Genomic DNA, 24,325 nt, shown 5'->3' on the forward strand with positions numbered 1-24,325 from the left:
GCATCAACCCAGACCGCTCAGTGCATTTTCTACCGGTAGCGGCAGGGCGTTGAACCGATTGGCTCGCAGTTCCGTGATGGCATAGATGGCGCGCGCCGTGCGGCCATTTCCGTCGACAAAACTGTGGTAGCCCAGGAATGCACCCAGCATCTGTTTACCGAAGTGCTCATGAGCCGAATCCAGGGCTGCCAGGTGTTTTTCCAGCATCGCTGCGCCCGAAACGTTGGACGGGTAACGCGCTTGAGCAGTAGGGCTGCGCAAGGCATCTGTAGCTTCGGGCACCAGACGCCGATGCAGTTCTTTGTAAACGGCAGGGTCGGTCAGGGACTTGCCATTACCGCTGAACTCGCGAAGCAAGGTCCTGATGTTATCAACCTCGTTTCGAGAGCTCGACGCTTTGAGAATCCAGGCAGCGGCTCGATCAGCGTTGTCGGTCAAGGGGCCCGGGTTAAAGGACACATCGTCGAGAAAGCCGCTGTAGGGTGCTTTGCCAAGGTCCGAAGCGAGCAATGTTTTTTGATGTTGATTCATGGCCGTCAGGTTTTTGTACTCCACCTCCACAAGGTCGTTGAACAGCTCCGGCAGTGTCGTGTGATCCTTGAACTGTCGCAGGTTATCCAGGGAAAACTTTTGCGCTTGCTGGCGTATCAACGAATCGACAACGTCCGAACCCAGGACCTTCTTCAGCGATTGAGCGGTGTCAGACTGGCGTGCGAGGTCGGTCAACGAGCCTTCAAACAAATGCTGAAGCTCCGTTTGGGGAACGTTCTTGAGCAACTTTGCATCATCGGCTTGCAGGTGCTTGAGCACATGTTCAGCGGTTTCGAGCCCATCGCTTTTAAACAGCGCTCGCGCATGCGCTACGGTGTCGAGGCTCATGCGGATCCGCGCGGCCGCACCGGTGTGGTCGAGGGCGCGCAGCAGGTTGTAGGAATGGGCGCCTGTCAGGCGATACAGCTGCACCCTGACGATATGCGCCGCAGCGGCAGTATGGCCGGCGAGTTTTATCGCGCCTCTGCCAATCAGTTTTACACCGCCCTTGATCAGGGTCGGTATTCCGTCCAGCGGGTTCAACAGGGAAACGACGGTGCGCGTGCCAATCCGGGAGGCGGACAACAATTTTGTGGCCAATGACGCGCTCTTTCCAACGGCCTTGCCCACTTGTGCCGGCACGCTGGCAAAGACAAAGGCAACAACCGCCGCGTCCATCACGCAACTGGCGATCGCGCCCCGCTGCCTGGCCGGAACACCGGAAGACAAACCTTCGATGCATTCCTTGAACGGAATGATCAAATTCAACAGCGTATTAAAGATGACATCGAACTTTTCCGCCGCCAGTTCCTGTTCCGTGCTGTCACGGCCCATGTCCGCCAGTTCACTTTCGGTCAGGAAGGGATGCTGCTCAGCGATCAGGTCGCTGATGGCTTTTATGCGCTCGGCGTTGAAGTAAGCCATCGGTTTATTGGAGTGGGTCGGGTGCGACGCACTGTCGAATTCACCTATCTTGCGCACGAATACCGAAGACGTCGTATCACTGCGCGGCGCAGCGTTTTTAAAGTAGGCATCCAGATCCAGTGGCGCATCCAGAAGGCCGTTGTCTTTGACAAAGTTGCCCCGTGTGCCGTCCTGTTCATAAGTAAACAAGTATTGACCGACTTTCTCCCTGAGTTCCGGCGTGCTCCGGCATTCAGAGCGCAACGGGAACAGCTCGAAGCAGCGAACCAGCGTGCCTTGATATTCCGCACAAATAATCACGCCGTAACGGCCCGTTCGCTCCCGTGTCGCCTCGGGTATTGATCCTAAGTAAATATGCTGTTTGTAGGCTTCTACACGGTAGATAGCCAATCGCCCATGTTCGATAAATCTTTTGTCGGATTTCTCCAACTGTGAAAACACATAGCGAATCGTGGTCGACAGGCCGGATATCAGTTGGTTGTAGTGATTGTGCACGGCTGTTTCATATAGGTCGGCAACCGGGTACAGCTGCTTGAGCCTGGGAAATTCCTGATAAATATCGCGGCCCCTGATACGCCCCCAGTCTTGCGTTTGAAGTTGGTCGCTCATGTACAAGTCCAACACCGACACTTTGCTTGCGCCACCGCCACCGGAGCCCCGCTGTTTGACCAGCCGTTCATGAGGGTCGCAGGCCGGTACGTACGATGTCAGCTCTTTCAATGCGAGGGCTTTGCGCCGGGGAATTGGCTTGTTGATCGCGTCAAGCGCGGTAGACAGCGTCTCGACATGCTCGTTATAGGCCTCGATGCCTTTATTGATCGTTTCGAGGCTCAGGTTGCCGTCAGCGTCGCGTTGGATCAGTCCATTCATCAATGCCCACGTAACGACCGGGTCAATCCCCGCCGTGGCGTGCAAATCATTGAGTTGCGGGGTGAGCCCCGAGATCGGGCTAAAGCCCAGCAAGTGTTCATAGGTCATGCGCCGGGAGCAACCGGGAACAATGCTTTCGGCCAGGCCCACGGCTTGGCAGAGGATGACCCAGCCCGGGGTCCCGAGCTTCAACGACGGGGGTAGTTCGCGCACCAGATACTCCGGTGCCATACCCGCCAATGCCAGTTCTGCCACCAGGGGGGCGATGAGTTTATTGAGCTTGAAGCGCTGAATCAGATGCGCTTCCAGGTCGTTGCGGACATCGCAAGGCCGGCGCTGAACCTGGGCTGAGGAGTAAAGGTTGAACCCTGCAAACGTCGTGTTGGCCGTGTCTACCTCGGGATCGAGGTCCAGCAGCATGGCGGCGATCAGCAACTGATCGACAAATTGTTTCGACGCCTTGGGGCCTGACTCGTCGGTGAACCAACCCAGCGCATCAATGTAGTTTTGCCCGGTTTCATCCAGCAGGCGCGCGTCGCTGATCAGCCGTTGCAAGCGGTACTCGAGGCCCTGCGGCTGCTTGTCCGATCCTGCGTTTTCCATCACCAGCGATGCGCCAAAGTATTCGGCCAACGGCATTTCGTTGCCGGTCAGTTGCGCGGTGATGTCACGAATAATCGCGCGTTTGCTCTTGGTTAACTCGAAGGGCGAATCCTCTGGAGCGTCCAGCAGCTCCCAGTAGTTACCCGTGTCCGGCAGGTCCGGAATAACGGCGAAGTTGAGCAGGTCAATCAGCGCTTTGGTACTTTCTTCATCGGTGGGCAGTGGCAAGTTGTGAAAACGCAGCCATTGGCCAACGGCAATTCGATCATTGGAAGATATGAAGCCGCCCATGAGTCTGGCCATCTTTGCCAGTAACGCCAGATTCTGTTTGAACTCGGCAACGCCGGTAATATGAGAGGTGATGTCGACGCGCGCGAAGAAGCGGTTGGTGGCCTGTTCAGCTACATCGCCAGAGCGACCGAAAGAGCTGATGTCTTCCCGGACGTAATAAAGACGGCCTTCTTGGTCAACATGAAAAGTGGCGTGTTCGCGGATAAATTGTTCGGCGCGGATGTTCATGAAGTCGGGCTGTCGAATCATTCGCGACAAAAGAAAGGCGCTGCTGTGATGAACTTCATGGAAGGCGGAGTTGGGCACGCAGGAAACGGCCAGTCGATCCCACGGCCACGCCAAGGCCTGGTGAAATAACTCATCCCCCATGGCGTTGGTGAGCGCTTCGGTAATCGCCATTCGTTGGCGTTCATCGCCGGAAGTCAGGTTGGCCTGTTCTTGCAATTGCATGATTTAAGTTCCATCTTCGAGTGAGTGAGTAAGTTTCCTGGTTGGCGGGAACTTACCCATTACGCTAATTGAACTGATGCGCGTTGTTGTTTTAGCTATATGTCCATATATGTATAAAACAGACGTGGGGTGAGCAAGGTGTCGGGTGGCGTGCCAAATACCTTAGGGGGGCGATGTGTTGCAGTATGTATATGCGAAAGTTTGCCGCGGGTTCTTTTATTGATGACGGCTGATGTCAACTCCGATATTGCCCCGGTGTCGCCGCCAAATGCTGTTTAAATACCCGTTGAAAATGCGCCTGATCGGCAAACCCGGCTTCAAGTGCCACATCGGCAATCAATTTGCCGCTACGCAACCGCTCCCGGGCGAACTGGATTCGCTGGTTGAGCACAAACGCGTGGGGCGTCATGCCGTAATGCTGTTTGAACGCACGGATCAAGTAGGACGGCGATAGCTGAGCCGCCTCGCAAATGTCTTCGAGCTTGAGCATTTGCGTGCAGTTGTCGCGGATGTAATCGGCCGCCCGTTCCAGTTTGAAATTGGGCTCGCGCAGCGGTTGATCAATCGGATTGAGCCGCTGCTGCACGTCGGTGAAAAACTCCACGGCCGCGCTTTGCTTGCGCAACACGTCTTGCTGCGCATCGACCAGCACGTCGTACAAACCCTTCAGGCCGACAAACAGGTCGCTGTCGTGAGTGTGGGTGATGGAAAATCGGCGAAACGCCAAGTCCTGGCTGAAACCGAACTGGTGCTGCAAATCGGTCAGCCAGGGTGTCTCGACGTACAGCATCAGGTACGACCACGGCTGGTCATCGATGGGATTGCAGGCGTGGACATCACCGGGGTTCATCAGCACCACGGTGCCGGCACTGACCTGAAACTCCGATTGCTCGTGGAGGTAGGTACTGCGCCCGGCCGTGATCGCACCGATGGAAAAGTGCTCATGAGAATGCCGGGTGTAGCAGACCTCGCGGCCGTCGGCGATGGAGCGGGCTTCGATGAAGGGCAGGGCGTCGTCGCGCCAGAAGCGCGGGGCTTTGTCAGCGTCTTTGGCAGCGGCGGGCTTCATGGTCAGCGTCCTCGGCAGGTCAGCGTCGAAGTGTATTAGCTCTCGCCGTTAAAGGCTCGTTGCAGCGCTGCGATGTCGAGTTTTTTCATCTGCAACATCGCCGCCATGGCGCGTTGTGATTTTGCCGTGTCAGGGTCTTTCATCATGTCCATCAGGACCACCGGTACGATCTGCCAGGACACGCCGAATTTGTCCTTGAGCCAGCCGCATTGCTGGGCCTCAACGGGTCCGCCCGCGGACAGACGCCCCCAGAAGTGGTCGACTTCTTCCTGAGTATGGCAATTGACCTGAAATGAAACCGCTTCATTGAACGTGAAGATGGGACCGCCGTTGAGGCCGGTAAAACTCTGTCCGTCCAGTTCGAAACTGACCGTCATCACCGAGCCTTCGGGCCTGCCGTGAATCTCCTGACCGGCCTTGCCGTAGTGGGTGGTGGCGCTGATTTTCGAATGATCGAAGATCGCACAGTAGAGCTTCGCGGCCTCCTCGGCCTGATTGTCAAACCACAGGCAGGGCGTGAGTTTTTGAACGCGGTGCATGGTGTCGCTCCTCTACGGATTACTCAGGCTGGACTTTCAGCGTAGTCAGCCTGCAGTCGATTGGCTGGACCGTAGATCGACAAGTGGGTCTGTAGATTTGCATTCGCTGGAGTCGATATGATGCATGCGATGACCATCATCGGGCCGACCTTGCTCAAAATCGGCTACGTGATGCGTCTTCTGGCGCAGCATCGGCTGGGTAAAAATCTGGTCGGCGCTGTGGCCTGAAGGCGACGGCTCAGCGACGGCCCAGCCCTCCTTTTTCAGCGATCCACCGGGTGGCCAAATCAATAAAGGCCCGCAGTTTTGGCGGTGTCTGGGTGCGGCTGGGGAAGTACAGGTACAACGCCGAGCTGAGTGGCACAAAGGGTTGCAGCACCCTTTCCAGACGTCCATCCGCCAACTCGTCGGCTATCTCCAGATCACAGGCATAGGCCAGGCCTGAACCGCTGCGTGCAGCCGCCACCAACAACCTGCGGTCATTGACGATCACGCCGCCCTCGACGCCCACGGTGAAGTCCCGACCCTCGCGGCGAAACTCCCAGCGATGCGCGCTGCCGGAGGTCGAGAAGCGAAAGCCAATGCATTCGTGTCGGGTCAGGTCTTCCGGGATGGCAGGTTTGCCAGCCTTGGCGAAGTACGCCGGGGAGCCCACCACCGTCCATTGCAGGTCAGGTGACAGGCGCACCGCGATCATGTCTTTTTCAATCGACTCTCCCAGGCGAATCCCGGCATCAAAGCCGCCGGCCATCAGGTCAACCGTGGCCTCGTCCAGGGAAATATCGAGAGTGACTTGCGGGTAGGCCTCGCGGAACAGCGGAATCAGCGGCCCCATCAACAAGGCCCCGGACAATCGCGGTGCCGTGAGTCGCAGCGTGCCCATGGGCTGATCACGGAAACCGCTGAGCACCGCCAGGGCTTCATCGATTTCACTGGCCGCCGGACGCAAGCGGGCAAACAGACTGGCGCCGGCTTCGGTCAGTGCCACTCGGCGCGTGGTGCGCTGAAACAGCAGCACGCCGGTGCTGATTCATATCGGCGCCATTATGAAAGAGCGTTTCATAGTGCTTGTAACACGAGGGCATTTTTCCAACCAATGTTCCTGCGTACCTTGCGCTTACCCCACTGCAAACAAGGATTCGCGAACATGACTACTTCCCAAAACTTCAAACGTGTCTGGCTCATCACCGGCGCTTCTCGCGGCATCGGCGCCAAGATCGCTGCCGCCGCACTGGCCAATGGCGATGCCGTGGTCGCTACCGCCCGTGACGCCAGCAGCATCACCCAGCGTTTTCGCGAGCAGCCAGGCTTGCGGGCCGCCACCCTTGATGTGAACAACGAAGGCCAGGGCGTTGCGGTTGCCAAGTCGGCCATCGACCACTTTGGGCGCATCGACGTGCTGGTCAACAATGTCGGCTTCGGCGTGCTCGGCGCGGTGGAAGAAGCCAGCGCCGATGAAGTGCGCCGCGTGTACGAAACCAACGTCTTCGGCTTACTGAATGTCACGCGCGCCGTTCTGCCGCACATGCGCGCCGCTCGTAGTGGACATGTGATCAATCTTTCCTCCGTGGGTGGTTACACGTCGGGTCCGGGCTTCGGCGTCTACTGCTCGACCAAATTTGCCGTCGAAGGCTTGAGCGAGGCGCTGCACGCCGAGCTGGCACCGCTGGCCATCAACGTGACCATTGTCGAGCCCGGTTACTTCCGTACCGAATTCCTTGAAGGCAATTCGCTGGTCGAATCCCCGGCCTCGATCGCCGACTACGACAGCACGGCGGGCGAGGTGCGTAAAATTGCCAAGGCCGTGACCCTGAATCAGCCTGGCGACCCGGACAAGCTCGCCCAAGCCATGATCACCCTGATGGAAGCGCAAAAAGCCCCGCTGCGCTTACCGCTGGGCAGCGACTGTGTCGCGGCGATCGAAGCCAAGAACACCTTCGTCGCTGAGGAGTTGCAGACGTGGCGTGAGCTGTCGGTGTCCACCGACTTCTAAGCCACCACCCGCTCTGTGTAGCAGCTGCCGAGCCCGCGAGGCTGCGTTCGGCGACGAAGTCGTCGTGAGGTCGGGCGCTGCGGTGTGCCAGAAAAACTGCGTTCGCAGGGTTTACGACGACTTCGTCGCCGAACGCAGCCTCGCGGGCTCGGCAGCTGCTACAGAGCGATCCTGTTCGCCTTCATCGTGTGACCGGTGGTCGATGAACCGGTCTCGCCCGGCAATTTGCGCTTAGCTGTAGGGATAACCCGAGGCGCGCGTGGGTTCTGAATCGCCACAGCGACGCCCCTTCAGAACACCGTGAGTCTGAGGAAATTCGCAATGCTGACCCTCAACATCAATGGCAAGGACCAGGTGCTGGATGCCCCCGCAGACATGCCGCTGCTGTGGGTCCTGCGCGATGTCGCGCATCTGACCGGCACCAAATTCGGTTGCGGCATCGCCCAGTGCGGGGCCTGCACCGTGCACGTCGACGGCGCGCCACTGCGCTCCTGCATCACGCCCGCCACGGCCGTGGCCCACGGGCAAAAAATCCTCACCATCGAGGGCCTGTCTACCGACGGTTCGCACCCGGTGCAACAAGCCTGGGCCGAACTCGATGTGGTCCAGTGCGGTTACTGCCAGTCCGGGCAGATCATGTCGGCGGCGGCCTTGCTGGCGAAGATTCCCAAGCCCACCGACAGCGACATCGATCAGGCGCTCTCCGGCAACATCTGCCGCTGCGGCACCTACCCAAGGATCCGCGCAGCGGTCAAACGCGCCGCCGAGATCGGTTGATGCCACGTTGACGGGAGTCCGAACAATGAACAGCCTCAATCCTCTGTCACGCCGCGGTTTCCTCAAGGGCAGCGCGGTGCTGGGCGGTGGTCTGGTGGTGGCGTTTGTCATCCCCGGTGGTCATCGCTTTGCCATCGGCGCCGAGAATCAAGGCAATGTTTTCGCGCCCAATGCGTTTTTACGGATCGGCAATGACAACAGCGTCACCATACTGCTCGGCCATTCGGAAATGGGCCAGGGCATCTGGACCGGCCTGACCATGCTGATCGCCGAAGAACTGGACGCCGACTGGTCGAAGATCCGTGTCGAACATGCACCGGCCTCGGCCGCCGAGTATGGCCTGGCCGGGTTTGGCGGGATGCAAATCACTGGCGGGTCCACCTCGACCTGGATGGAGTTCGACCGCTACCGGCAGGCCGGTGCAGCGGCGCGTTTGATGTTGATCGATGCGGCGGCCAAACGCTTCAACGTCGCGCCCTCCGGGATTCGCACCGAATCGGGTGTGGTGATTGCCGGCGATCAAAGCGCCACCTACGGCGAACTGGCCGATGACGCCGGCAAGCTGCCGGTGCCGGATCCGGCGACGATCAAGCTCAAGGAGTCCAAGGACTGGAAAATCATCGGCAAACCGACCAAGCGCCTGGACACGCCGGAGAAAATCACTGGCCGCGCCAAGTTCGGCATGGACGTGCAGTTCGACGGGCTGATGACCGCCATGGTCGCGCGCTCGCCGGTGTTCGGTGGCAGCGTCAAATCCTTCGAAGGCGCCGAAGCGCTGGCGATCCCGGGCGTGCACAAAGTGGTGCAGGTGCCCACCGGGGTGGCGGTGATTGCCGACCATTACTGGGCGGCGAAGCTGGGGCGCGATGCGTTGAAGATTGATTGGGACTTGGGGCCGAACACCGGGCTCGACAGTCAGAAGCTGCTGGAAAGCTTCCGCAAACTCGCTGCCACCCCTGGCGCTTCGGCCAGTCAGGCCGGTGATGTCGCGGCGGGTCTGGGGAAAGCGGCGAAGACCATTGATGTCGAGTACAGCGTGCCATACCTGGCCCACGCACCGATGGAACCGCTCAACTGCACGGTGAAAATCACCCAGGACAAATGCGAAATCTGGACCGGCACCCAGTTCCAGACGCTGGACCAAATGGTCGCCGGGAAAATCACCGGGCTCAAACCCGAGCAGGTGGAAATACATACCGAGTTTCTGGGCGGTGGTTTCGGTCGCCGGGCCAATCCAACCTCGGACTTTGTTGCAGAAGCTGTGGAAGTCGCCAAGGCAGCGGGCGCGCCGGTAAAAACCGTCTGGTCCCGGGAGGACGACATTCGCGGTGGGTACTACCGCTCGGCGTTCCTCCATCAGGCCCGCATCGGCCTCGATGCCGGTGGCCTGCCGATCGCCTGGAAGCATGTGATGGTCGGGCAGTCGATCATGGCGGGCACGTCATTCGAGGCGACCATGGTCAAGAATGGCATCGACAAGACGTCTGTCGAAGGGGTCGCCGACAGTCCGTACCTTAAGGGGTTGGCGAATCACCAGGTTGATCTGCATTCGCCGCAAACCGGCATCCGCGTGCTCTGGCTGCGTTCGGTGGGGCACACCCACACCGCGTTCGTGATGGAGTCGCTGATCGACGAACTGGCCGAGGCGGCCGGCAAGGATCCGGTCGAGTACCGACGAACCTTGCTCAAGGACCATCCGCGGCATCTTGGCGTGCTGAACCTGGCCGTCGAGAAAGCCAACTGGAAGGCGCCACTGCCGGACGGCCATGCGTTGGGTGTCGCGGTGCATGAGTCTTTCGGCAGTTATGTTGCCCAGGTGGCCGAGGTGTCCCAGGACAACCTGGCGATCCGCGTACACCGGGTGGTGTGTGCGGTGGATTGCGGCATTGCGGTCAACCCGATGAGCATCGCGGCGCAAATGGAATCGGCCATCACGTTCGGCCTCGGATTTACCTTGCACAGCAAACTGACCTTCAAGAACGGGCAAGTGGTGCAGTCCAATTACCACGACTATCAAGTGCTGCGGCTCAACGAAATGCCGGTGGTGGAAGTGCATATCTTGCCCAGCAGCGACAAACCCGGCGGCATCGGCGAGGCCGGTGTGCCGCCCACGGCGCCGGCAGTGGCCAACGCGGTGTTCGCCCTGACCGGCCAGCGCTTGCGGGAACTGCCGCTGCAACTGTCGGGGGTGTGAGATGAGACGACATCTGATTCTTGGCGCGGTGGTGTTGATCGGCTTGGTCGGCTACGCCGAAGACCTGTTCGCTGATGATAAGGAAGCCATCAAGGCGTTCGATACCGTGCAAAAGGTCTTCCAGAGCCCACGCTGCCAGAACTGCCATATTCCCGGCGATTCGCCGTTGCAATTCGACGCCGGGATTCCTCACGCAATGAACGTCGTGCGGGGCATGGACGGCAAGGGGGCGGCGGGTTTGCCCTGCGCTACCTGCCACGCCGAGAGTAATCCGCCGGCCAGTTACGGCGCTCACGCACCGCCAGGGGCGCCGCACTGGAGCTTGCCGCCAGCCGCGCACAAAATGGCCTGGATCGGTCTGCCGGCCGACCAGTTGTGCGCAATGATCAAGGACCGTTCCAGCAACGGTGACCGCGATTTCGCCGCGCTGATCAAGCATGTCAGCGACGACAAACTGGTGCTTTGGGGCTGGAATCCGGGTCAGGGAAGGGCGCCGGTGCCGGTGCCGCACGACATTTTCGTCACCCAGTTCAAGCTTTGGGCTGACGCGGGAGGGCCATGTCCGGTCGTGGGTAGTTGACCGGCGGTCCGTTAACAGGGAGCCAAACCGGGTATGGACGACTCTAAGCAATATACCCGCCAATGGAGTGAGTAATGCTGATCCCAGGCAAACCGGTAAAACCAGGCGCGTGCACCGACCCGTTGCGCACGCCACTGCAGGAGCGCGAGCTGCTGCGTGACTTGGCCCGCAAGGCCGAGGAGGAGTTGATGGGCGTGCAGATGGCGAGCATGGACGAGTTGACGCTGCTCTCCAACCGACACGGTTTTACAGCGCTGGCCCAACAAGGGCTGGATGTCTGCCAACAGCTGAAAAAGCCAGCGACGCTGCTGCTTTTCAATATTGATGACTTCAAACACATCAACTATCTCTATGGTCGTGCCGAGGGCGACAACGCCCTGAAAACCTTCGCTGATGTGCTGCGCATTGCCTTTCGCGAGAGCGATGTGATCGGCCGTTTGGGCAGCGACAAATTCGTTGCGTTGCTGAACGGCTCAAGCGTCGTGGAGATTCCCGCGATCAGGGCGCGACTCGAAGAAATACTCGAAGAGCGCAATGCCACGGTGCATCGCGGTTATGACATTCGCTTCAGCATCGGACAACTCGAGTGCAACCCTCAGCTCCCCGGCTCGATCGAGGAGCTGCTGGCACAAGCCGACGTATTCACTTGGCAAACAATTGACCTACGTCCTTGAATGCCTTGAACTCAAGCGCGTTGCCGCACGGATCGAAGAGAAACATCGTCGCTTGTTCACCTACCAATCCCTGAAAGCGAATGCCCGGTTCGATCACGAATCGGGTATCGAGGGATTTCAACCGTTCGGCCAGCGCCTCCCATTCCGCCATCCCCAACACCACACCAAAATGCGGCACCGGCACGTCATGACCGTCGACAGCATTGGTGTGCGCGGCTTCTTGAGTGGCGATTTTCGGCGCCAGGTGAATGACCAGTTGATGGCCGAAAAAATTGAAATCGACCCAATGATCGCTTGAGCGACCTTCTTCCAGGCCGAACACTTCGCCATAGAAATTGCGCGCGGCAGTCAGGTCGTAGACCGGGATGGCCAAGTGAAAAGGGGAGAGTTGCATCGGATGTGCCTCGACTGTCTGGATTCAGATTGAGTTTAGCCCTGTGCTTTTTGATTAAAAGACGATAATTTTTGCATCGAGCTCAAAATATTTAGATCAATCGAGAAGGCCATGCTGCGAGAACTGAAAACCTTCATTGCGGTAACGCGCTACGGCACGTTTGCCGCCGCCGGGATGCACATCGGCCTGACCCAGTCGGCCGTCAACGCGCAGATTCGCAATCTGGAACAGGCCCTGGGTATTCGTTTGTTCAACCGCACCGGACGTCAGGCGCTGCTCAATGCGGCGGGCCAGCCCCGTTTGTATTGATCGTGCCAGCGGACCTTGAAGGCGATGAGCCGTTGCAGATCCTCGTGAGCCATCCGCATGTGCGTTACGATCGCAATTCGTTCGGTGGAAGACTGGTGACGCGGTTTTTGCGCGAGCAGCAGATTGATGTGCAGGTGGCTTTGGAGCTGGATGAGCTGGAAGCGATCGTGAAGATGGTTGAATGCGGGTTGGGAGTGTCGCTGCTCCCCGAGGCGGGGCTATGGCTTGAACATGGGGCGAAGGTTCGGATCATCCCGTTGGGGGAGTTGACGTTCTATCGGGAGATTGTGTTGTTGCAGCGTTACAGTCAGCGTACACAACCGATCCAGCAGCTGTTTACGAAATGTCTGGGCGCCCAATAACCCTGTGGGAGCGAGCTTGCTCGCGATGACTGACTGACATTCAAAATTGATGTCGACTGACACTCCGTAATCGCGAGCAAGCTCGCTCCCACAGGGGGGCTGCATCAGGCCACAAATCGCAGGCATAAAAAAACCCGCCTCAAGAGGCGGGTTTTTTAATTGGCTGACCGAAGATTACTCTTCGAGGCTGCCCATGGCCGTGGTGTTGAAGCCACCGTCCACGTACATGATTTCGCCGCTGATGCCGGACGCCAGGTCCGAGCACAGGAAGGCGCCGGCGTTGCCGACTTCGTCGATGGTGACGTTACGACGCAGCGGGGTTTGCGCTTCGTTGGCGGCCAGCATCTTGCGGAAGTTCTTGATGCCGGAAGCGGCGAGGGTGCGGATCGGGCCAGCCGATACGCAGTTGACGCGGGTGCCGTCCGGGCCCAGGGAGCCGGCCAGGTAACGAACGCCAGCTTCCAGGGAAGCCTTGGCCATGCCCATCACGTTGTAGTTCGGCATGGTGCGCTCGGCGCCCAGGTACGACAGGGTCAGCAAGCTGCCGTTGCGGCCTTTCATCATTTCGCGACCGGCTTTGGCCAGGGCCACGAAGCTGTAGGCGCTGATGTCGTGAGCAATGCGGAAACCTTCACGGGTGGTGGCTTCGGTGAAGTCGCCATCCAGTTGGTCGCCCGGGGCGAAGCCGACGGAGTGCACGATGCAGTCCAGGCCGTCCCACTTCTTGCCCAGTTCAACGAAAACCTTGGCGATTTCTTCATCGCTGGCCACGTCGCACGGGAAGCACAGGTCAGGGTTGGAACCCCAGCTTTGTGCGAACTCTTCGACACGACCCTTGAGTTTGTCGTTCTGATAAGTGAAGGCAAGCTCAGCGCCCTCGCGATGCATGGCGGCAGCGATGCCGGATGCGATGGACAGCTTGCTGGCGACACCGACGATCAGTACGCGCTTACCGGCGAGAAAACCCATGTGTTGCTCCTCTCTTTCAGGTTATTGCGCAGTGGCCGGGGCCAGGAAAGCGGCTTCCAGCAACTGCTGTGTATACGGATGTTTGGGGGCCGCAAAAATACTTTGCGCGTCTCCCTGTTCGACCACTTGGCCTTGCTTGACCACCATCAACTGATGGCTCAGCGCTTTGACGACAGCCAGGTCATGGCTGATAAACAGATACGTCAGGTTGTACTTGGTTTGCAGTGAACGCAAAAGCTCCACCACTTGGCGTTGCACTGTCCGGTCGAGGGCCGATGTCGGCTCGTCCAGCAGAATCAACGCCGGTTTTAGCACTAATGCCCGGGCAATGGCGATTCTCTGCCGTTGCCCGCCGGAAAATTCGTGGGGGTAGCGGTGCCGGGTTTCCGGGTCCAGACCTACCTCCTTGAGTGCCGCAATAATCGCTTGTTCCTGTTCCGCCTCGGTGCCCATCTTGTGGATCCGCAGGCCTTCGCCGACGATCTGGCTCACGCACATCCGTGGGCTCAGGCTGCCGAACGGGTCTTGAAACACCACCTGCATCTGCCGACGCAGCGGCCGAACCTGTTGCTGCGTCAGGCAGTCTAGCTGCTTGCCTTCAAAACGGATCGAGCCTTTGCTACCGATCAGCCGCAAAATCGCCAAACCCAGTGTCGACTTGCCGGAACCGCTTTCTCCCACGATCCCCAGGGTCTGGCCCTGAGGCAGGCTGAAATTGATTCCGTCCACCGCTTTGATGTGGTCGACGGTCTTTTTCAGAAAGCCCTTCTTGATCGGGAACCAGACTCTCAGGTCCTCGACTTGCAGCAATGGCGGGCCGATAACGTTAGTTGCCGGCTTGCCGCTGGGCTCCGCTGCCAGCAGTTCCCGAGTGTACGGATGCTGCGGTGCGCGGAACAACTCTTCGCACGATGCCTGTTCGACGATGCAACCGCGCTGCATGACACATACGCGATGCGCAATTCTTCGTACAAGGTTCAAATCGTGACTGATCAGTAGCAGCGCCATGCCCAATCGGGCCTGTAATTCCTTGAGCAATTCGAGGATTTTCAGCTGAACGGTTACGTCCAGCGCGGTGGTTGGCTCGTCGGCGATCAGCAGTTCCGGCTCGTTGGCCAGGGCCATGGCAATCATTACCCGCTGACGCTGGCCGCCAGACAATTCATGGGGCAGGGCCTTGAGGCGCTTCTCGGGCTCCGGGATGCCGACCATTTCCAGCAGCTCCAGCGTGCGCTTGGTCGCGACTTTGCCGATCAGGCCTTTGTGGGTGCTCAACACTTCATTGATCTGCTTCTCGATCGAGTGCAGCGGATTGAGCGAGGTCATTGGCTCCTGGAAGATCATCGCGATCCGGTTGCCGCGGATGTGGCGGATGGTTTTCTCTTTCAGGCTCAGCAGATTTTGCCCGGAGTACTCGATGGTCCCGGACGGATGCCGGGCGAGCGGGTAAGGCAACAGCTGCAGGATCGAGTGGGCGGTCACCGATTTGCCGGAGCCACTTTCGCCCACCAGCGCCAGGGTTTCGCCGCGCTTGATATCGAAGCTCACGCCTTCGACCACCCGTTGAACGCGCTCGCCGACGACAAATTCGACGGCCAGGTCGCGCACTTCGATCAGATTGTCCTGATTCATTTCACTTCCTCGGGTCGAAGGCATCGCGAGCGGACTCGCCGATGAACACCAGCAAACTCAACATCAACGCCAGCACGGCAAACGCGCTCATACCGAGCCACGGCGCTTGCAGGTTGGATTTGCCCTGGGCCACCAGCTCACCGAGGGACGGTGCGCCAGGCGGCAAACCGAAGCCGAGGAAATCCAGGGCGGTCAGGGTGCCGATCGCGCCGGTCAGGATGAACGGCATGAAGGTCATGGTCGAGACCATGGCGTTGGGCAGGATGTGGCGGAACATGATCGCCCCGTTTTGCATCCCCAACGCCCGCGCGGCGCGCACGTATTCCAGATTACGCCCTCGCAGGAATTCGGCGCGGACCACATCCACCAGGCTCATCCACGAGAACAGCAGCATGATCCCCAGCAGCCACCAGAAATTCGGCTGCACGAAGCTGGCGAGAATGATCAGCAGGTACAGCACCGGCAGCCCGGACCAGATCTCCAGAAAGCGCTGCCCGGCCAAATCCACCCAGCCGCCGTAGAAACCCTGCAAGGCCCCGGCAATCACACCGATGATCGAGCTGAGAATGGTCAGCGTCAGGGCAAACAGCACCGATATCCGGAAGCCATAAATCACCCGCGCCAACACGTCGCGGCCCTGATCGTCAGTGCCCAGCAGATTGTCGGTGGAAGGCGGCGCTGGTGCCGGGACTTTCAGGTCGTAGTTGATGCTTTGATAGCTGTAGGGAATCGGCGCCCACAGGACCCAGGCGTCTTTTTCCTTGAGCAATTCGCGGATGTACGGGCTCTTGTAGTTGGCTTCCAGCGGGAACTCGCCGCCGAAGGTGGTTTCCGGGTAACGCTTGAGCGCCGGGAAGTACCAGCCGTTGTCGTAATGCACCACCAGCGGTTTGTCGTTGGCGATCAACTCGGCGCCGAGGCTCAGCCCAAACAGCAACAGAAACAGCCACAGCGACCACCAGCCACGCTTGTTGGCCTTGAACAGTTCGAAGCGTCGGCGATTGAGAGGGGACAGATTCATCTCAATGCTCCCGGCTTTCGAAGTCGATACGCGGATCGACAAAGGTGTACGTGAGGTCACCAATGAGTTTCACCACCAGCCCCAGCAGTGTGAAGATAAACAGCGTGCCGAAGACCACCGGGTAATCGCGGTTGATCGCCGCCTCGAAACTCATCAGCCCGAGGCCGTCGAGGGAGAAGATCACCTCCACCAGCAACGAGCCAGTGAAGAAGATGCCGATAAACGCCGACGGGAACCCGGCGATCACCAGCAGCATGGCGTTGCGGAACACATGGCCGTAGAGCACGCGGTGATTGGTCAGGCCCTTGGCTTTGGCGGTGACCACGTACTGTTTATTGATTTCATCGAGGAAGCTGTTCTTGGTCAGCAGCGTCATGGTCGCGAAGTTGCCGATCACCAGCGCCGTCACCGGCAATGCCAGGTGCCAGAAGTAGTCGAGAACCTTGCCGCCCATGCTCAACTCATCGAAGTTGTTGGAGGTCAGCCCTCTGAGCGGGAACCAGTCGAAATAGCTGCCGCCGGCGAACACCACGATCAGCAGGATGGCAAACAGAAATGCCGGGATCGCGTAGCCGACGATGATCGCCGAACTGGTCCAGACGTCGAAGTGGCTGCCGTGTCGCGTCGCCTTGGCGATCCCCAGCGGGATCGACACCAGGTACATGATCAGCGTGCTCCACAGCCCTAGGGAGATCGACACCGGCATCTTTTCCTTGATCAGGTCGATGACCTTGGCATCGCGGAAAAAGCTGTCGCCGAAATCCAGGGTGGCGTAGTTCTTGATCATGATCCACAAGCGTTCCGGCGCCGATTTATCGAAGCCGTACATGTGCTCGATTTCCTTGACCAGCATCGGGTCCAGGCCTTGGGCGCCGCGATAGGCGGAGCCCGCCACCGAGACTTCGGCACCGCCACCGGCAATGCGGCTGGTGGCGCCTTCGAAGCCTTCGAGCTTGGCGATCATCTGCTCCACCGGCCCGCCGGGAGCGGCCTGGATGATCACGAAGTTGATCAGCAAAATGCCGAGCAAGGTCGGGATGATCAGCAGCAGTCGCCGAAAAATATACGCCAGCATCTGATTACTCCGTGCCCGCAGGGTCGGCTTGCAGTTTGGTTTCGATTTCTACCGCAGGTTTGGCATCGGGCTTGACCCACCAGGTGTTGATGCCGATGTCGTACTTGGGGGAGATTTTCGGATGACCGATGTGATTCCAGTACGCCACGCGCCAGGTTTTGATGTGCCAGTTTGGGATCACGTAATAACCCCATTGCAGCACGCGGTCCAGCGCGCGTGCATGGGCCACCAGACTTTTGCGCGAATCGGCGTTGATCAGTTGCTCGACCAACTGGTCCACCACCGGGTCTTTGAGGCCCATGGAGTTGCGGCTGCCGGGTTTGTCGGCGGCAGCGGACATCCAGAACTCGCGTTGCTCGTTGCCCGGCGAGTTGGACTGAGGGAAGCTGCCGACGATCATGTCGAAGTCCCGTGAACGCACGCGGTTGATGTACTGCGAGACGTCGACCCGGCGGATCACCAGGTCAATCCCCAAGTCGCTCATGTTGCGCTTGAACGGCAGCAGCACCCGCTCGAATTCGGTCTGGGCCAACAGGAACTCGATGGACACCGGTTTGCCATTGGGGTCGACCATCTTGTCATCGACGATCCGCCAGCCCGCCTCTTGCAGCAGTTGATAAGCTTTGCGCTGTTGGGCGCGGATCATGCCGCTGGCGTCGGTCACCGGGTTCTGGAACGCCTCGCTGAATACCTGCTCGGGAATCTTGCCGCGGAACGGATTCAAAATTTCAAGCTGATTGGCGTCCGGCAGGCCGCTGGCAGCCATTTCCGAGTTCTCGAAGTAACTGCGGGTGCGCGCGTAGGCGCCGTTGAACAGTTGCTTGTTGGTCCATTCGAAATCCAGCAACAGGGTCAGGGCCTGGCGCACGCGCACATCCTGGAACACCGGGCGGCGCAGGTTGAATACAAAGCCTTGCATGCCGGTGGGGTTGCCGTTGGGGATCTGCTCCTTGATCAACCGGCCCTCGGTGACGGCCGGAATGTTGTAGGCGTTGGCCCAGTTCTTTGCTGCCATTTCGAGCCAGTAATCGAACTGCCCGGCCTTGAGTGCTTCCAGGGCCACGGTGTTGTCGCGGTAGTAGTCGGTGGTCATCACGTCGAAGTTGTAGAACCCGCGATTCGCCGGCAGGTCCTTGGCCCAGTAATCCTTGACCCGTTCATAGCGCACCGAACGCCCTGCCTTGACTTCGCTGACCTTGTACGGGCCGCTGCCCAACGGCATTTCCAGGTTGCCCTTGGTGAAATCGCGCGTCGCCCACCAATGCTTGGGCAACACCGGCAACTGGCCTAGGATCAGCGGCAACTCACGGTTGTTGTTGTGTTTGAACTTGAACAGCACCGTCAGCGGATCTTCAGCGACCACTTCCTCGACATCGCTGTAGTAACCGCGGAATAGCGGCGCGCCGTCCTTGATCAGGGTCTGGAAGCTGAACACCACGTCCTCGGCGCGCATCGGATGCCCGTCGTGGAAGCGCGCTTCGGGGCGCAGGTAGAAACGCACCCAGCTGTTGTCCGGGGATTTTTCGATCTTGCCGGCGACCAGGCCGTACTCGGTGAACGGTTCATCCAGGCCCTGTTTGGCCAGGGTGTCGTAGATCATGCTGATGTCGTCGGCCGCGACACCCTTGTTAATGAAGGGATTGAGGCTGTCAAAGCCGCCGAAACCGGCCTGACGGAAGATCCCGCCCTTGGGCGCGTCGGGGTTCACGTAATCGAAATGTTTGAAATCGGCCGGGTATTTCGGCGGCTCGTTGTACAGGGTCAGGGCATGTTGCGGGGCGGCAACGGCCAGCCCGGCGAACAACAGACCGCTGGCCTGCAAGAGCAGGGCGCGTACGGGTTTCATCGATCTTTCTCCGAAGATTTCAGCCACCACGCGCTCAGGCCCAACGTGTAGGGCGGCGTAGTGACGAAGGCGAACCGGTTGCGGTAGGCCAGGCGGTGATAATTGAGGTACCAGTTGGGAATGATGTAGTGCTGCCACAGCAACACCCGGTCCAGGGCCTTGCCGGCGGCCACCTGTTCATCGCGGGTCTGGGCGGCGAGCAATTGTTCGAGTAAATGGTCGACCACCGGATTGGCGATGCCGGCGTAGTTTTTGCTGCCCTTGACCCCGACCTGGCTGGAATGGAAGTACTGCCATTGTTCCAGGCCCGGGCTGAGCGTCTGGTTGAGGGTCATCAGGATCATGTCGAAATCGAACTGATCAAGGCGTTGCTTGTACTGGGCGCGATCGACTGTGCGCAGCCGAGCGTCGATGCCGATGCTGGCGAGGTTCTCGACGTAAGGCTGAAGGATGCGCTCCAGGTTCGGGTTGACCAGCAGAATCTCCAAACGCAACGGTTGGCCTGCGGCGTTCTGAACGTGCTGGCCACTGAGCTTCCAGCCGGCCTCGGCAAGCAGGCCCAGGGCCTTGCGCATGGTTTCCCGGGGGATGCCGCGCCCTTGGGTCTGCGGCAGGCTGAACGGCTCGGTGAAGAGCTTGGCGGGCAATTGCTCGCGATACGGCTTGAGCATCAGCCATTCATGGCCGACCGGAAGGCCCGTCGCGGAGAACTCGCTGTTGGGGTAGTAGCTCATGGCGCGTTTATAGGCGCCGCTGAACAGCGTGCGGTTGGTCCACTCGAAGTCGAACATCAGGCCCAGCGCTTCACGGACTTTGGTCTCGGAGAAGGTCGGGCGCCGGGAGTTCATGAACAGACCCTGGCTCTGGGTCGGGATCTGATGCGGGATTTGCGCCTTGATGACGTCACCGCGGCGCACTGCCGGGAAGCTGTAGCCGTTTTCCCAGTTCTTCGCCTGGTGCTCGATATAGATGTCGAATTCGCCGGCCTTGAAGGCTTCGAAGGCGACGTCACTGTCGCGGTAGAACTCGACTTCCATGCGATCGAAGTTGTACTTGCCGCGATTGACCGGCAGGTCCTTGCCCCAGTAATCCTTGACTCGTTCGAAAATAACCCGCCGTCCTGGCTCCGCCGAAGTGATGCGATAAGGCCCGCTGCCCAGTGGCGGTTCGAAGGTGGTGGCCTTGAAGTCGCGACCTTTCCAGTAATGCTGGGGCAGCACCGGCAACTCGCCCAGGCGCAGGATCAGCAACGGATTGCCGGCGCGTTTGAAGACAAAACGAATGCGCTGCGGGTTGAGGATGTCGACCCGCGACACTTCCTGAAGATTGGTGCGGTACTGCGGATGGCCTTCCTTGAGCAACAAACGGTAGGAGAACGCCACGTCATAGGCGGTAATCGGTGTGCCGTCGTGGAAACGCGCTTCGGGGCGCAGGTTGAACACCACCCAGCTACGGTCCTCGCTGTACTCCACCGATTGGGCGATCAGGCCATAGCTGGAGGTCGGCTCATCGCCGGACGGCGCGTACTGGCCGGTGCCGACCATCAACGGTTCGTTGAGCTCGTTGATGCCGTATTGCAGGAAATTCGGTGTGGAAACCGGACTTGAACCCTTGAAGGTGTAGGGATTGAGCGTATCGAAGGTGCCAAACGCCATCACCCGCAACGTACCGCCCTTGGGCGCTTGCGGGTTGACCCAGTCGAAGTGGGTAAATCTGGCCGGGTACTTGAGCGTGCCGAACTGCGCATAACCATGGCTTTCGCTGATCGTCGCGCTTGCGGGGGAGCTCAAGGCCAGGCTGATCAGGAGCAGGAGGAGGGGACGCTTCAAGTCAGGGATCCGATCCAGGCGGCTTGGGCTTTGTGGCTCGTACAGTAACAGCTTGTATCGACAGGAAAAAGACGGGTGCTGAAAGCGGTGTTGGGGCGTAAAAAAAGATCGCAGCCTGCGGCAGCTCCTACCTGCGTTTACATTCGTAGGAGCTGCCGAAGGCTGCGATCTTTTTGGGTTTCACATCAATCAGCGCGGGGAAGCCACCGTCAGCATCTGACCCGGCTTCAGCGCCTGGCCAACACGCGGGTTCCAGCGCTTGAGGTGCTGCATTTCAACGTTGAAACGCTTGGCTACCATGTACAGCGAGTCGCCTTGTTTGACCTTGTACTGGGTCTGCGGCTTCTGTTTGTCAGCTTTACTGTTTGCTTTGCTGTTCGCCGCCACGACGGTGTTGACCCGACCGCTGCTGCGCTTCGTGGTGTCCTGCATGACCAGTGTCTGGCCGACCTTGAGGTTCTTGCCGGTCAGCTTGTTCCAGCGCTGCAGGTCCTTGATGTCGACCTTGTTGGCCTTGGCGATGGTGCCGAGGTTGTCGCCGCGTTTAACGCGGTAAGCGCGTTTGAGACTGGCGAGTTCGGAGTCGTCCGAGCCTTCGAATACCGGCTTGAGCGGCTTCTTGCTGATCAACTCTTCAGGACGCATGGTCGACAGGCTGGCCGTCAGCAGTTGCGCCTTGGACGTTGGCACCAGCAAATGCTGGGGGCCATCGATGGTGGTGCGCTGCTTGAAGGCCGGGTTGAGCTGGAACAGTTCGTCTTCGTCGATGTTAGCCACCGCGGCGACCTTGGACAGGTCCATGCGCTGGTTGATTTCGACGACCTGGAAGTACGGTTCGTTGGCGATCGGGTTCAGGTTCACGCCGTAGGCTTCAGGTGCCAGCACCACTTGCGACAGGGCCAGCAGCTTTGGCACGTAGGCCTGGGTTTCGGCCGGCAGCGGCAGGTTCCAGTAATCGGTCGGCAAGCCGAGCTTTTCGTTGCGCTCGATGGCCCGGCTGACCGTGCCTTCGCCAGCGTTGTACGCCGCCAGGGCCAGCAGCCAGTCGCCGTTGAACATGTCGTGCAGGCGGGTCAGGTAATCCATGGCCGCGGTGGTCGACGCGGTGATATCGCGACGGCCATCATAGAAACGGGTTTGACGCAGGTTGAAGTAACGCCCGGTGGAGGGGATGAATTGCCACAAGCCAACCGCGTTGGCCCGGGAATAGGCCATCGGGTTGTAGGCGCTTTCAATCACCGGCAACAGCGCCAGTTCCAGCGGCATGTTGCGCTCTTCAAGGCGTTCGACGATGTAGTGAATGTAGAGGCTGCCGCGTTCGCCGGCGTTTTCGAGGAAGGACGGGTTGCTGGCGAACCACAGGCGCTGTTGCTCGATGCGCGGGTTGACGCCCAGGTTGTCCTGCAACTGGAAGCCCTGGCGCATGCGCTCCCAGACATCCTGTGGAATTTGTGGAGTCGGTTTTTCGCTGAGCCAGATAGGCTTCTGCTTGGCTCGCGCCGCAATGTTCGGAGTGTGTGTCGCTTCGGTCTGCGGCACATGGCTTGAGCAGCCCGCCAGAGTGGCGGACACAGCCACCGCGATGGCTTGAGCCAAGCGGGTCAATGCGTCTGAATTGATGGCTTTGCGAATAGATGACGACATTGGCTGGAAGTAAGTTCCGGGCAAAAATGTCGGGCGATTCTAGAAAGCGCACCCCCTGCGGTCAACCATTCAGAATTTTTGTACCAGCGTGATGGCTATTTAGAACTTATCTTTCCAAGCACGCAGAGCAGCAAAAACCGCACTCGGAGCACGGTTTTGGGTTCCATTCCGTTCGTCCACTTTTTCTTTAACGGATGTTTCGTCGACACGTAAAAACGGGTTGGTAAGCTTTTCAAGCGCCAGAGTAGAGGGCAGCGTCATGATTCCGGCTTCACGTTGTTCGGTGACTTTTTCCAGACGTGCGGTGGTGTCCGGATTGCCTGGTTCGACCGCTGCGGCAAACTTCAGGTTGCTCAGGGTGTATTCGTGAGTGCAGTAGACCAGCGTATCCTCAGGCAGCGCGGCAAGGCGGGTCAGAGAGGTATGCATTTGCTCCGGCGTGCCTTCGAACAAGCGCCCGCAACCGGCGGCAAACAGGGTGTCACCGCAGAACAGCAAACCATGATGGTAATAGGCGATATGCCCCAAGGTATGGCCGGGGACGGCAAAGACATCAAAGTCCCAGCCCAGCACGCTGACGCGGTCGTTGTCCTTGAGGGCCACGTCCCGGAGCGGGATGGTTTCGCTGGCCGGACCGTAGACTGTCGCGTCTGTCGCTTTTTTCAGCTGCTCGACGCCGCCGACGTGGTCATGATGATGGTGAGTGATCAAAATATCACTCAACACCCAACCCGGATGCGCTGCGAGCCAGGCCTGCACCGGCGCGGCATCGCCCGGATCGACCACCGCGCAGCGCTGGGTGCGGTGGTCTTGTAACAACCAGATGTAGTTGTCGGTGAAGGCGGGCAGGGCACTGATCTGTATCATCGTCGGATTCGCCAAGCGGAAAACAATGGCGCATCTTAGAACTTCCTGGCGCGTTGGAGAATGCAATGACCGATAAAGCGTTCGCTCAGGCTGATCCTGAGTGGCTGACATTGATCAGCGCGGCCCGTGAATGGCTGTCCGGCCCCATCGGGCAATTTCTGCTGGACGAAGAACGTCGCATGCTCGAAGACGAGTTGGGACGGTTCTTTGGTGGTTACCTGGTGCATTACGGCCCGTCGGCCCAGACGCCGCCGTCGGCGCCGCAAGTCCAGCGCAATGTGCGGCTCGGCGCGCCGTTGCCGGGTGTCGAGATCGTCTGCGAAGAGCAGGCGTGGCCTTTGAGCGAGCATGCCGCCGATGTGGTGGTGTTGCAGCATGGGCTGGATTTCTGCCTGTCACCCCACGGTTTGCTGCGTGAAGCGGCGAGCAGCGTGCGGCCCGGCGGGCATCTGCTGATCGTCGGGATCAACCCCTGGAGCACCTGGGGCTTGCGTCACGTTTTTGCTCACGACGCCTTGCGCAAGGCTCGCTGCATCTCCCCGTCGCGAGTCGGTGACTGGCTGAACCTGCTGGGTTTCGCGCTGGAGAAACGCCGCTTCGGGTGCTATCGTCCGCCGCTTGCGTCACCCGCCTGGCAGGCTCGCCTGGCCGGTTGGGAGCGCAAGGCCGGTGACTGGCAACTGTCGGGTGGCGGCTTCTATTTATTGGTTGCGCGCAAGATCGTGGTGGGCCTGCGGCCCGTCCGTCAGGAGCGGCGCGAACCGATGGGCAAGCTGATTCCATTGCCGATGGCCAAGGTCAATCGTCGCCGCATCGATCCGTAATACACTTTTTATTTTCCCGGCCGGGTTTGCCCCGGCCTCGGGCATCGTCGATCACCGA

At 59.4% G+C, this 24,325-nt stretch carries 18 protein-coding genes and 3 pseudogenes; 8 read left to right on the forward strand and 13 right to left on the reverse strand.

The features are described from left to right. Positions 1-3 precede the first annotated feature (3 nt). From ACIQU2_RS26520 to ACIQU2_RS26530, 3 genes are all read right to left on the reverse strand, one after another. Complete coding sequence (locus ACIQU2_RS26520) at positions 4-3,669, reverse strand: hypothetical protein (protein ID WP_403145137.1); 3,666 nt, start codon at positions 3,667-3,669, stop codon at positions 4-6. 235 nt (positions 3,670-3,904) lie between these two features. Next, positions 3,905-4,738: an AraC family transcriptional regulator gene (locus ACIQU2_RS26525; RefSeq protein ID WP_347805589.1), complete on the reverse strand. Its 834-nt coding sequence runs from the start codon at positions 4,736-4,738 to the stop codon at positions 3,905-3,907. A 35-nt stretch (positions 4,739-4,773) separates the two neighbouring features. After that, on the reverse strand, positions 4,774-5,277 hold the full coding sequence (locus ACIQU2_RS26530; RefSeq protein WP_347805590.1) for a VOC family protein: 504 nt from the start codon (positions 5,275-5,277) through the stop codon (positions 4,774-4,776). Between the two features lie 120 nt (positions 5,278-5,397). Between ACIQU2_RS26530 and ACIQU2_RS26535 the strand changes: the two are divergent. Further along, positions 5,398-5,505 (forward strand): annotated as a pseudogene (locus ACIQU2_RS26535) (transmembrane sensor/regulator PpyR); the annotation flags it as partial. Between the two features lie 10 nt (positions 5,506-5,515). On the opposite strand, the pseudogene ACIQU2_RS26540 reads toward ACIQU2_RS26535, so the two are convergent. Beyond that, positions 5,516-6,311, reverse strand: a pseudogene (locus ACIQU2_RS26540) (LysR substrate-binding domain-containing protein). Between the two features lie 113 nt (positions 6,312-6,424). On the opposite strand from ACIQU2_RS26540, the gene ACIQU2_RS26545 reads away from it, so the two are divergent. From ACIQU2_RS26545 to ACIQU2_RS26565, 5 genes are all read left to right on the forward strand, one after another. After that, a complete protein-coding gene (locus ACIQU2_RS26545; protein ID WP_403145140.1) occupies positions 6,425-7,270 on the forward strand; it encodes an oxidoreductase in 846 nt (281 codons plus the stop codon). 321 nt (positions 7,271-7,591) lie between these two features. After that, a complete protein-coding gene (locus ACIQU2_RS26550) occupies positions 7,592-8,047 on the forward strand; it encodes a (2Fe-2S)-binding protein (RefSeq protein ID WP_347806515.1) in 456 nt (151 codons plus the stop codon). Between the two features lie 25 nt (positions 8,048-8,072). Continuing rightward, on the forward strand, positions 8,073-10,241 hold the full coding sequence (locus ACIQU2_RS26555) for a molybdopterin cofactor-binding domain-containing protein (protein WP_403145143.1): 2,169 nt from the start codon (positions 8,073-8,075) through the stop codon (positions 10,239-10,241). 1 nt (position 10,242) lies between these two features. After that, positions 10,243-10,821 carry a hypothetical protein gene (locus tag ACIQU2_RS26560; protein ID WP_403145144.1) on the forward strand — a complete coding sequence of 193 codons (579 nt, stop codon included), beginning with the start codon at positions 10,243-10,245 and terminating at the stop codon, positions 10,819-10,821. A 74-nt stretch (positions 10,822-10,895) separates the two neighbouring features. After that, positions 10,896-11,495: a GGDEF domain-containing protein gene (locus tag ACIQU2_RS26565; RefSeq protein WP_347805451.1), complete on the forward strand. Its 600-nt coding sequence runs from the start codon at positions 10,896-10,898 to the stop codon at positions 11,493-11,495. On the opposite strand, the gene ACIQU2_RS26570 is transcribed toward ACIQU2_RS26565, so the two are convergent. Beyond that, positions 11,464-11,889, reverse strand: coding sequence for a VOC family protein (locus ACIQU2_RS26570; RefSeq protein WP_347805452.1), 426 nt, complete (start codon positions 11,887-11,889; stop codon positions 11,464-11,466). The two genes, ACIQU2_RS26565 and ACIQU2_RS26570, sit on opposite strands and share 32 nt — an antisense overlap. 111 nt (positions 11,890-12,000) lie before the next feature. Between ACIQU2_RS26570 and ACIQU2_RS26575 the strand changes: the two are divergent. Next, positions 12,001-12,560 (forward strand): annotated as a pseudogene (locus ACIQU2_RS26575) (LysR family transcriptional regulator). A gap of 174 nt (positions 12,561-12,734) precedes the next feature. On the opposite strand, the gene fabI reads toward ACIQU2_RS26575, so the two are convergent. From fabI to gloB, 8 genes are all read right to left on the reverse strand, one after another. After that, a complete protein-coding gene (fabI, locus tag ACIQU2_RS26580) occupies positions 12,735-13,529 on the reverse strand; it encodes an enoyl-ACP reductase FabI (RefSeq protein ID WP_008152082.1) in 795 nt (264 codons plus the stop codon). 21 nt (positions 13,530-13,550) lie between these two features. Beyond that, positions 13,551-15,161: an ABC transporter ATP-binding protein gene (locus tag ACIQU2_RS26585; RefSeq protein WP_347805453.1), complete on the reverse strand. Its 1,611-nt coding sequence runs from the start codon at positions 15,159-15,161 to the stop codon at positions 13,551-13,553. Between the two features lies 1 nt (position 15,162). Continuing rightward, positions 15,163-16,182, reverse strand: a complete 1,020-nt coding sequence (locus ACIQU2_RS26590) for an ABC transporter permease (RefSeq protein ID WP_095128240.1) — start codon at positions 16,180-16,182, stop codon at positions 15,163-15,165. A 1-nt stretch (position 16,183) separates the two neighbouring features. Further along, complete coding sequence (locus ACIQU2_RS26595) at positions 16,184-17,257, reverse strand: microcin C ABC transporter permease YejB (RefSeq protein ID WP_033054607.1); 1,074 nt, start codon at positions 17,255-17,257, stop codon at positions 16,184-16,186. Between the two features lie 4 nt (positions 17,258-17,261). Beyond that, positions 17,262-19,103, reverse strand: coding sequence for an extracellular solute-binding protein (locus tag ACIQU2_RS26600; protein ID WP_403145149.1), 1,842 nt, complete (start codon positions 19,101-19,103; stop codon positions 17,262-17,264). Further along, positions 19,100-20,932, reverse strand: coding sequence for an extracellular solute-binding protein (locus tag ACIQU2_RS26605; protein WP_403145152.1), 1,833 nt, complete (start codon positions 20,930-20,932; stop codon positions 19,100-19,102). The genes ACIQU2_RS26600 and ACIQU2_RS26605 overlap by 4 nt, the downstream gene beginning before the upstream one ends. 189 nt (positions 20,933-21,121) lie before the next feature. After that, positions 21,122-22,576 carry a transglycosylase SLT domain-containing protein gene (locus ACIQU2_RS26610; protein WP_347805457.1) on the reverse strand — a complete coding sequence of 485 codons (1,455 nt, stop codon included), beginning with the start codon at positions 22,574-22,576 and terminating at the stop codon, positions 21,122-21,124. Positions 22,577-22,675: 99 nt separating this feature from the next. Next, positions 22,676-23,443, reverse strand: coding sequence for a hydroxyacylglutathione hydrolase (gene gloB / locus ACIQU2_RS26615; protein ID WP_347805458.1), 768 nt, complete (start codon positions 23,441-23,443; stop codon positions 22,676-22,678). Between the two features lie 65 nt (positions 23,444-23,508). On the opposite strand from gloB, the gene ACIQU2_RS26620 reads away from it, so the two are divergent. After that, positions 23,509-24,267 (forward strand): methyltransferase domain-containing protein, encoded by a 759-nt coding sequence (locus ACIQU2_RS26620; RefSeq protein WP_008152097.1) that lies wholly within the window; start codon positions 23,509-23,511, stop codon positions 24,265-24,267. Positions 24,268-24,325 lie beyond the last annotated feature (58 nt).

Source organism: Pseudomonas sp. NPDC098740, from assembly GCF_044760065.1.
Lineage (GTDB): Bacteria > Pseudomonadota > Gammaproteobacteria > Pseudomonadales > Pseudomonadaceae > Aquipseudomonas > Aquipseudomonas rossensis.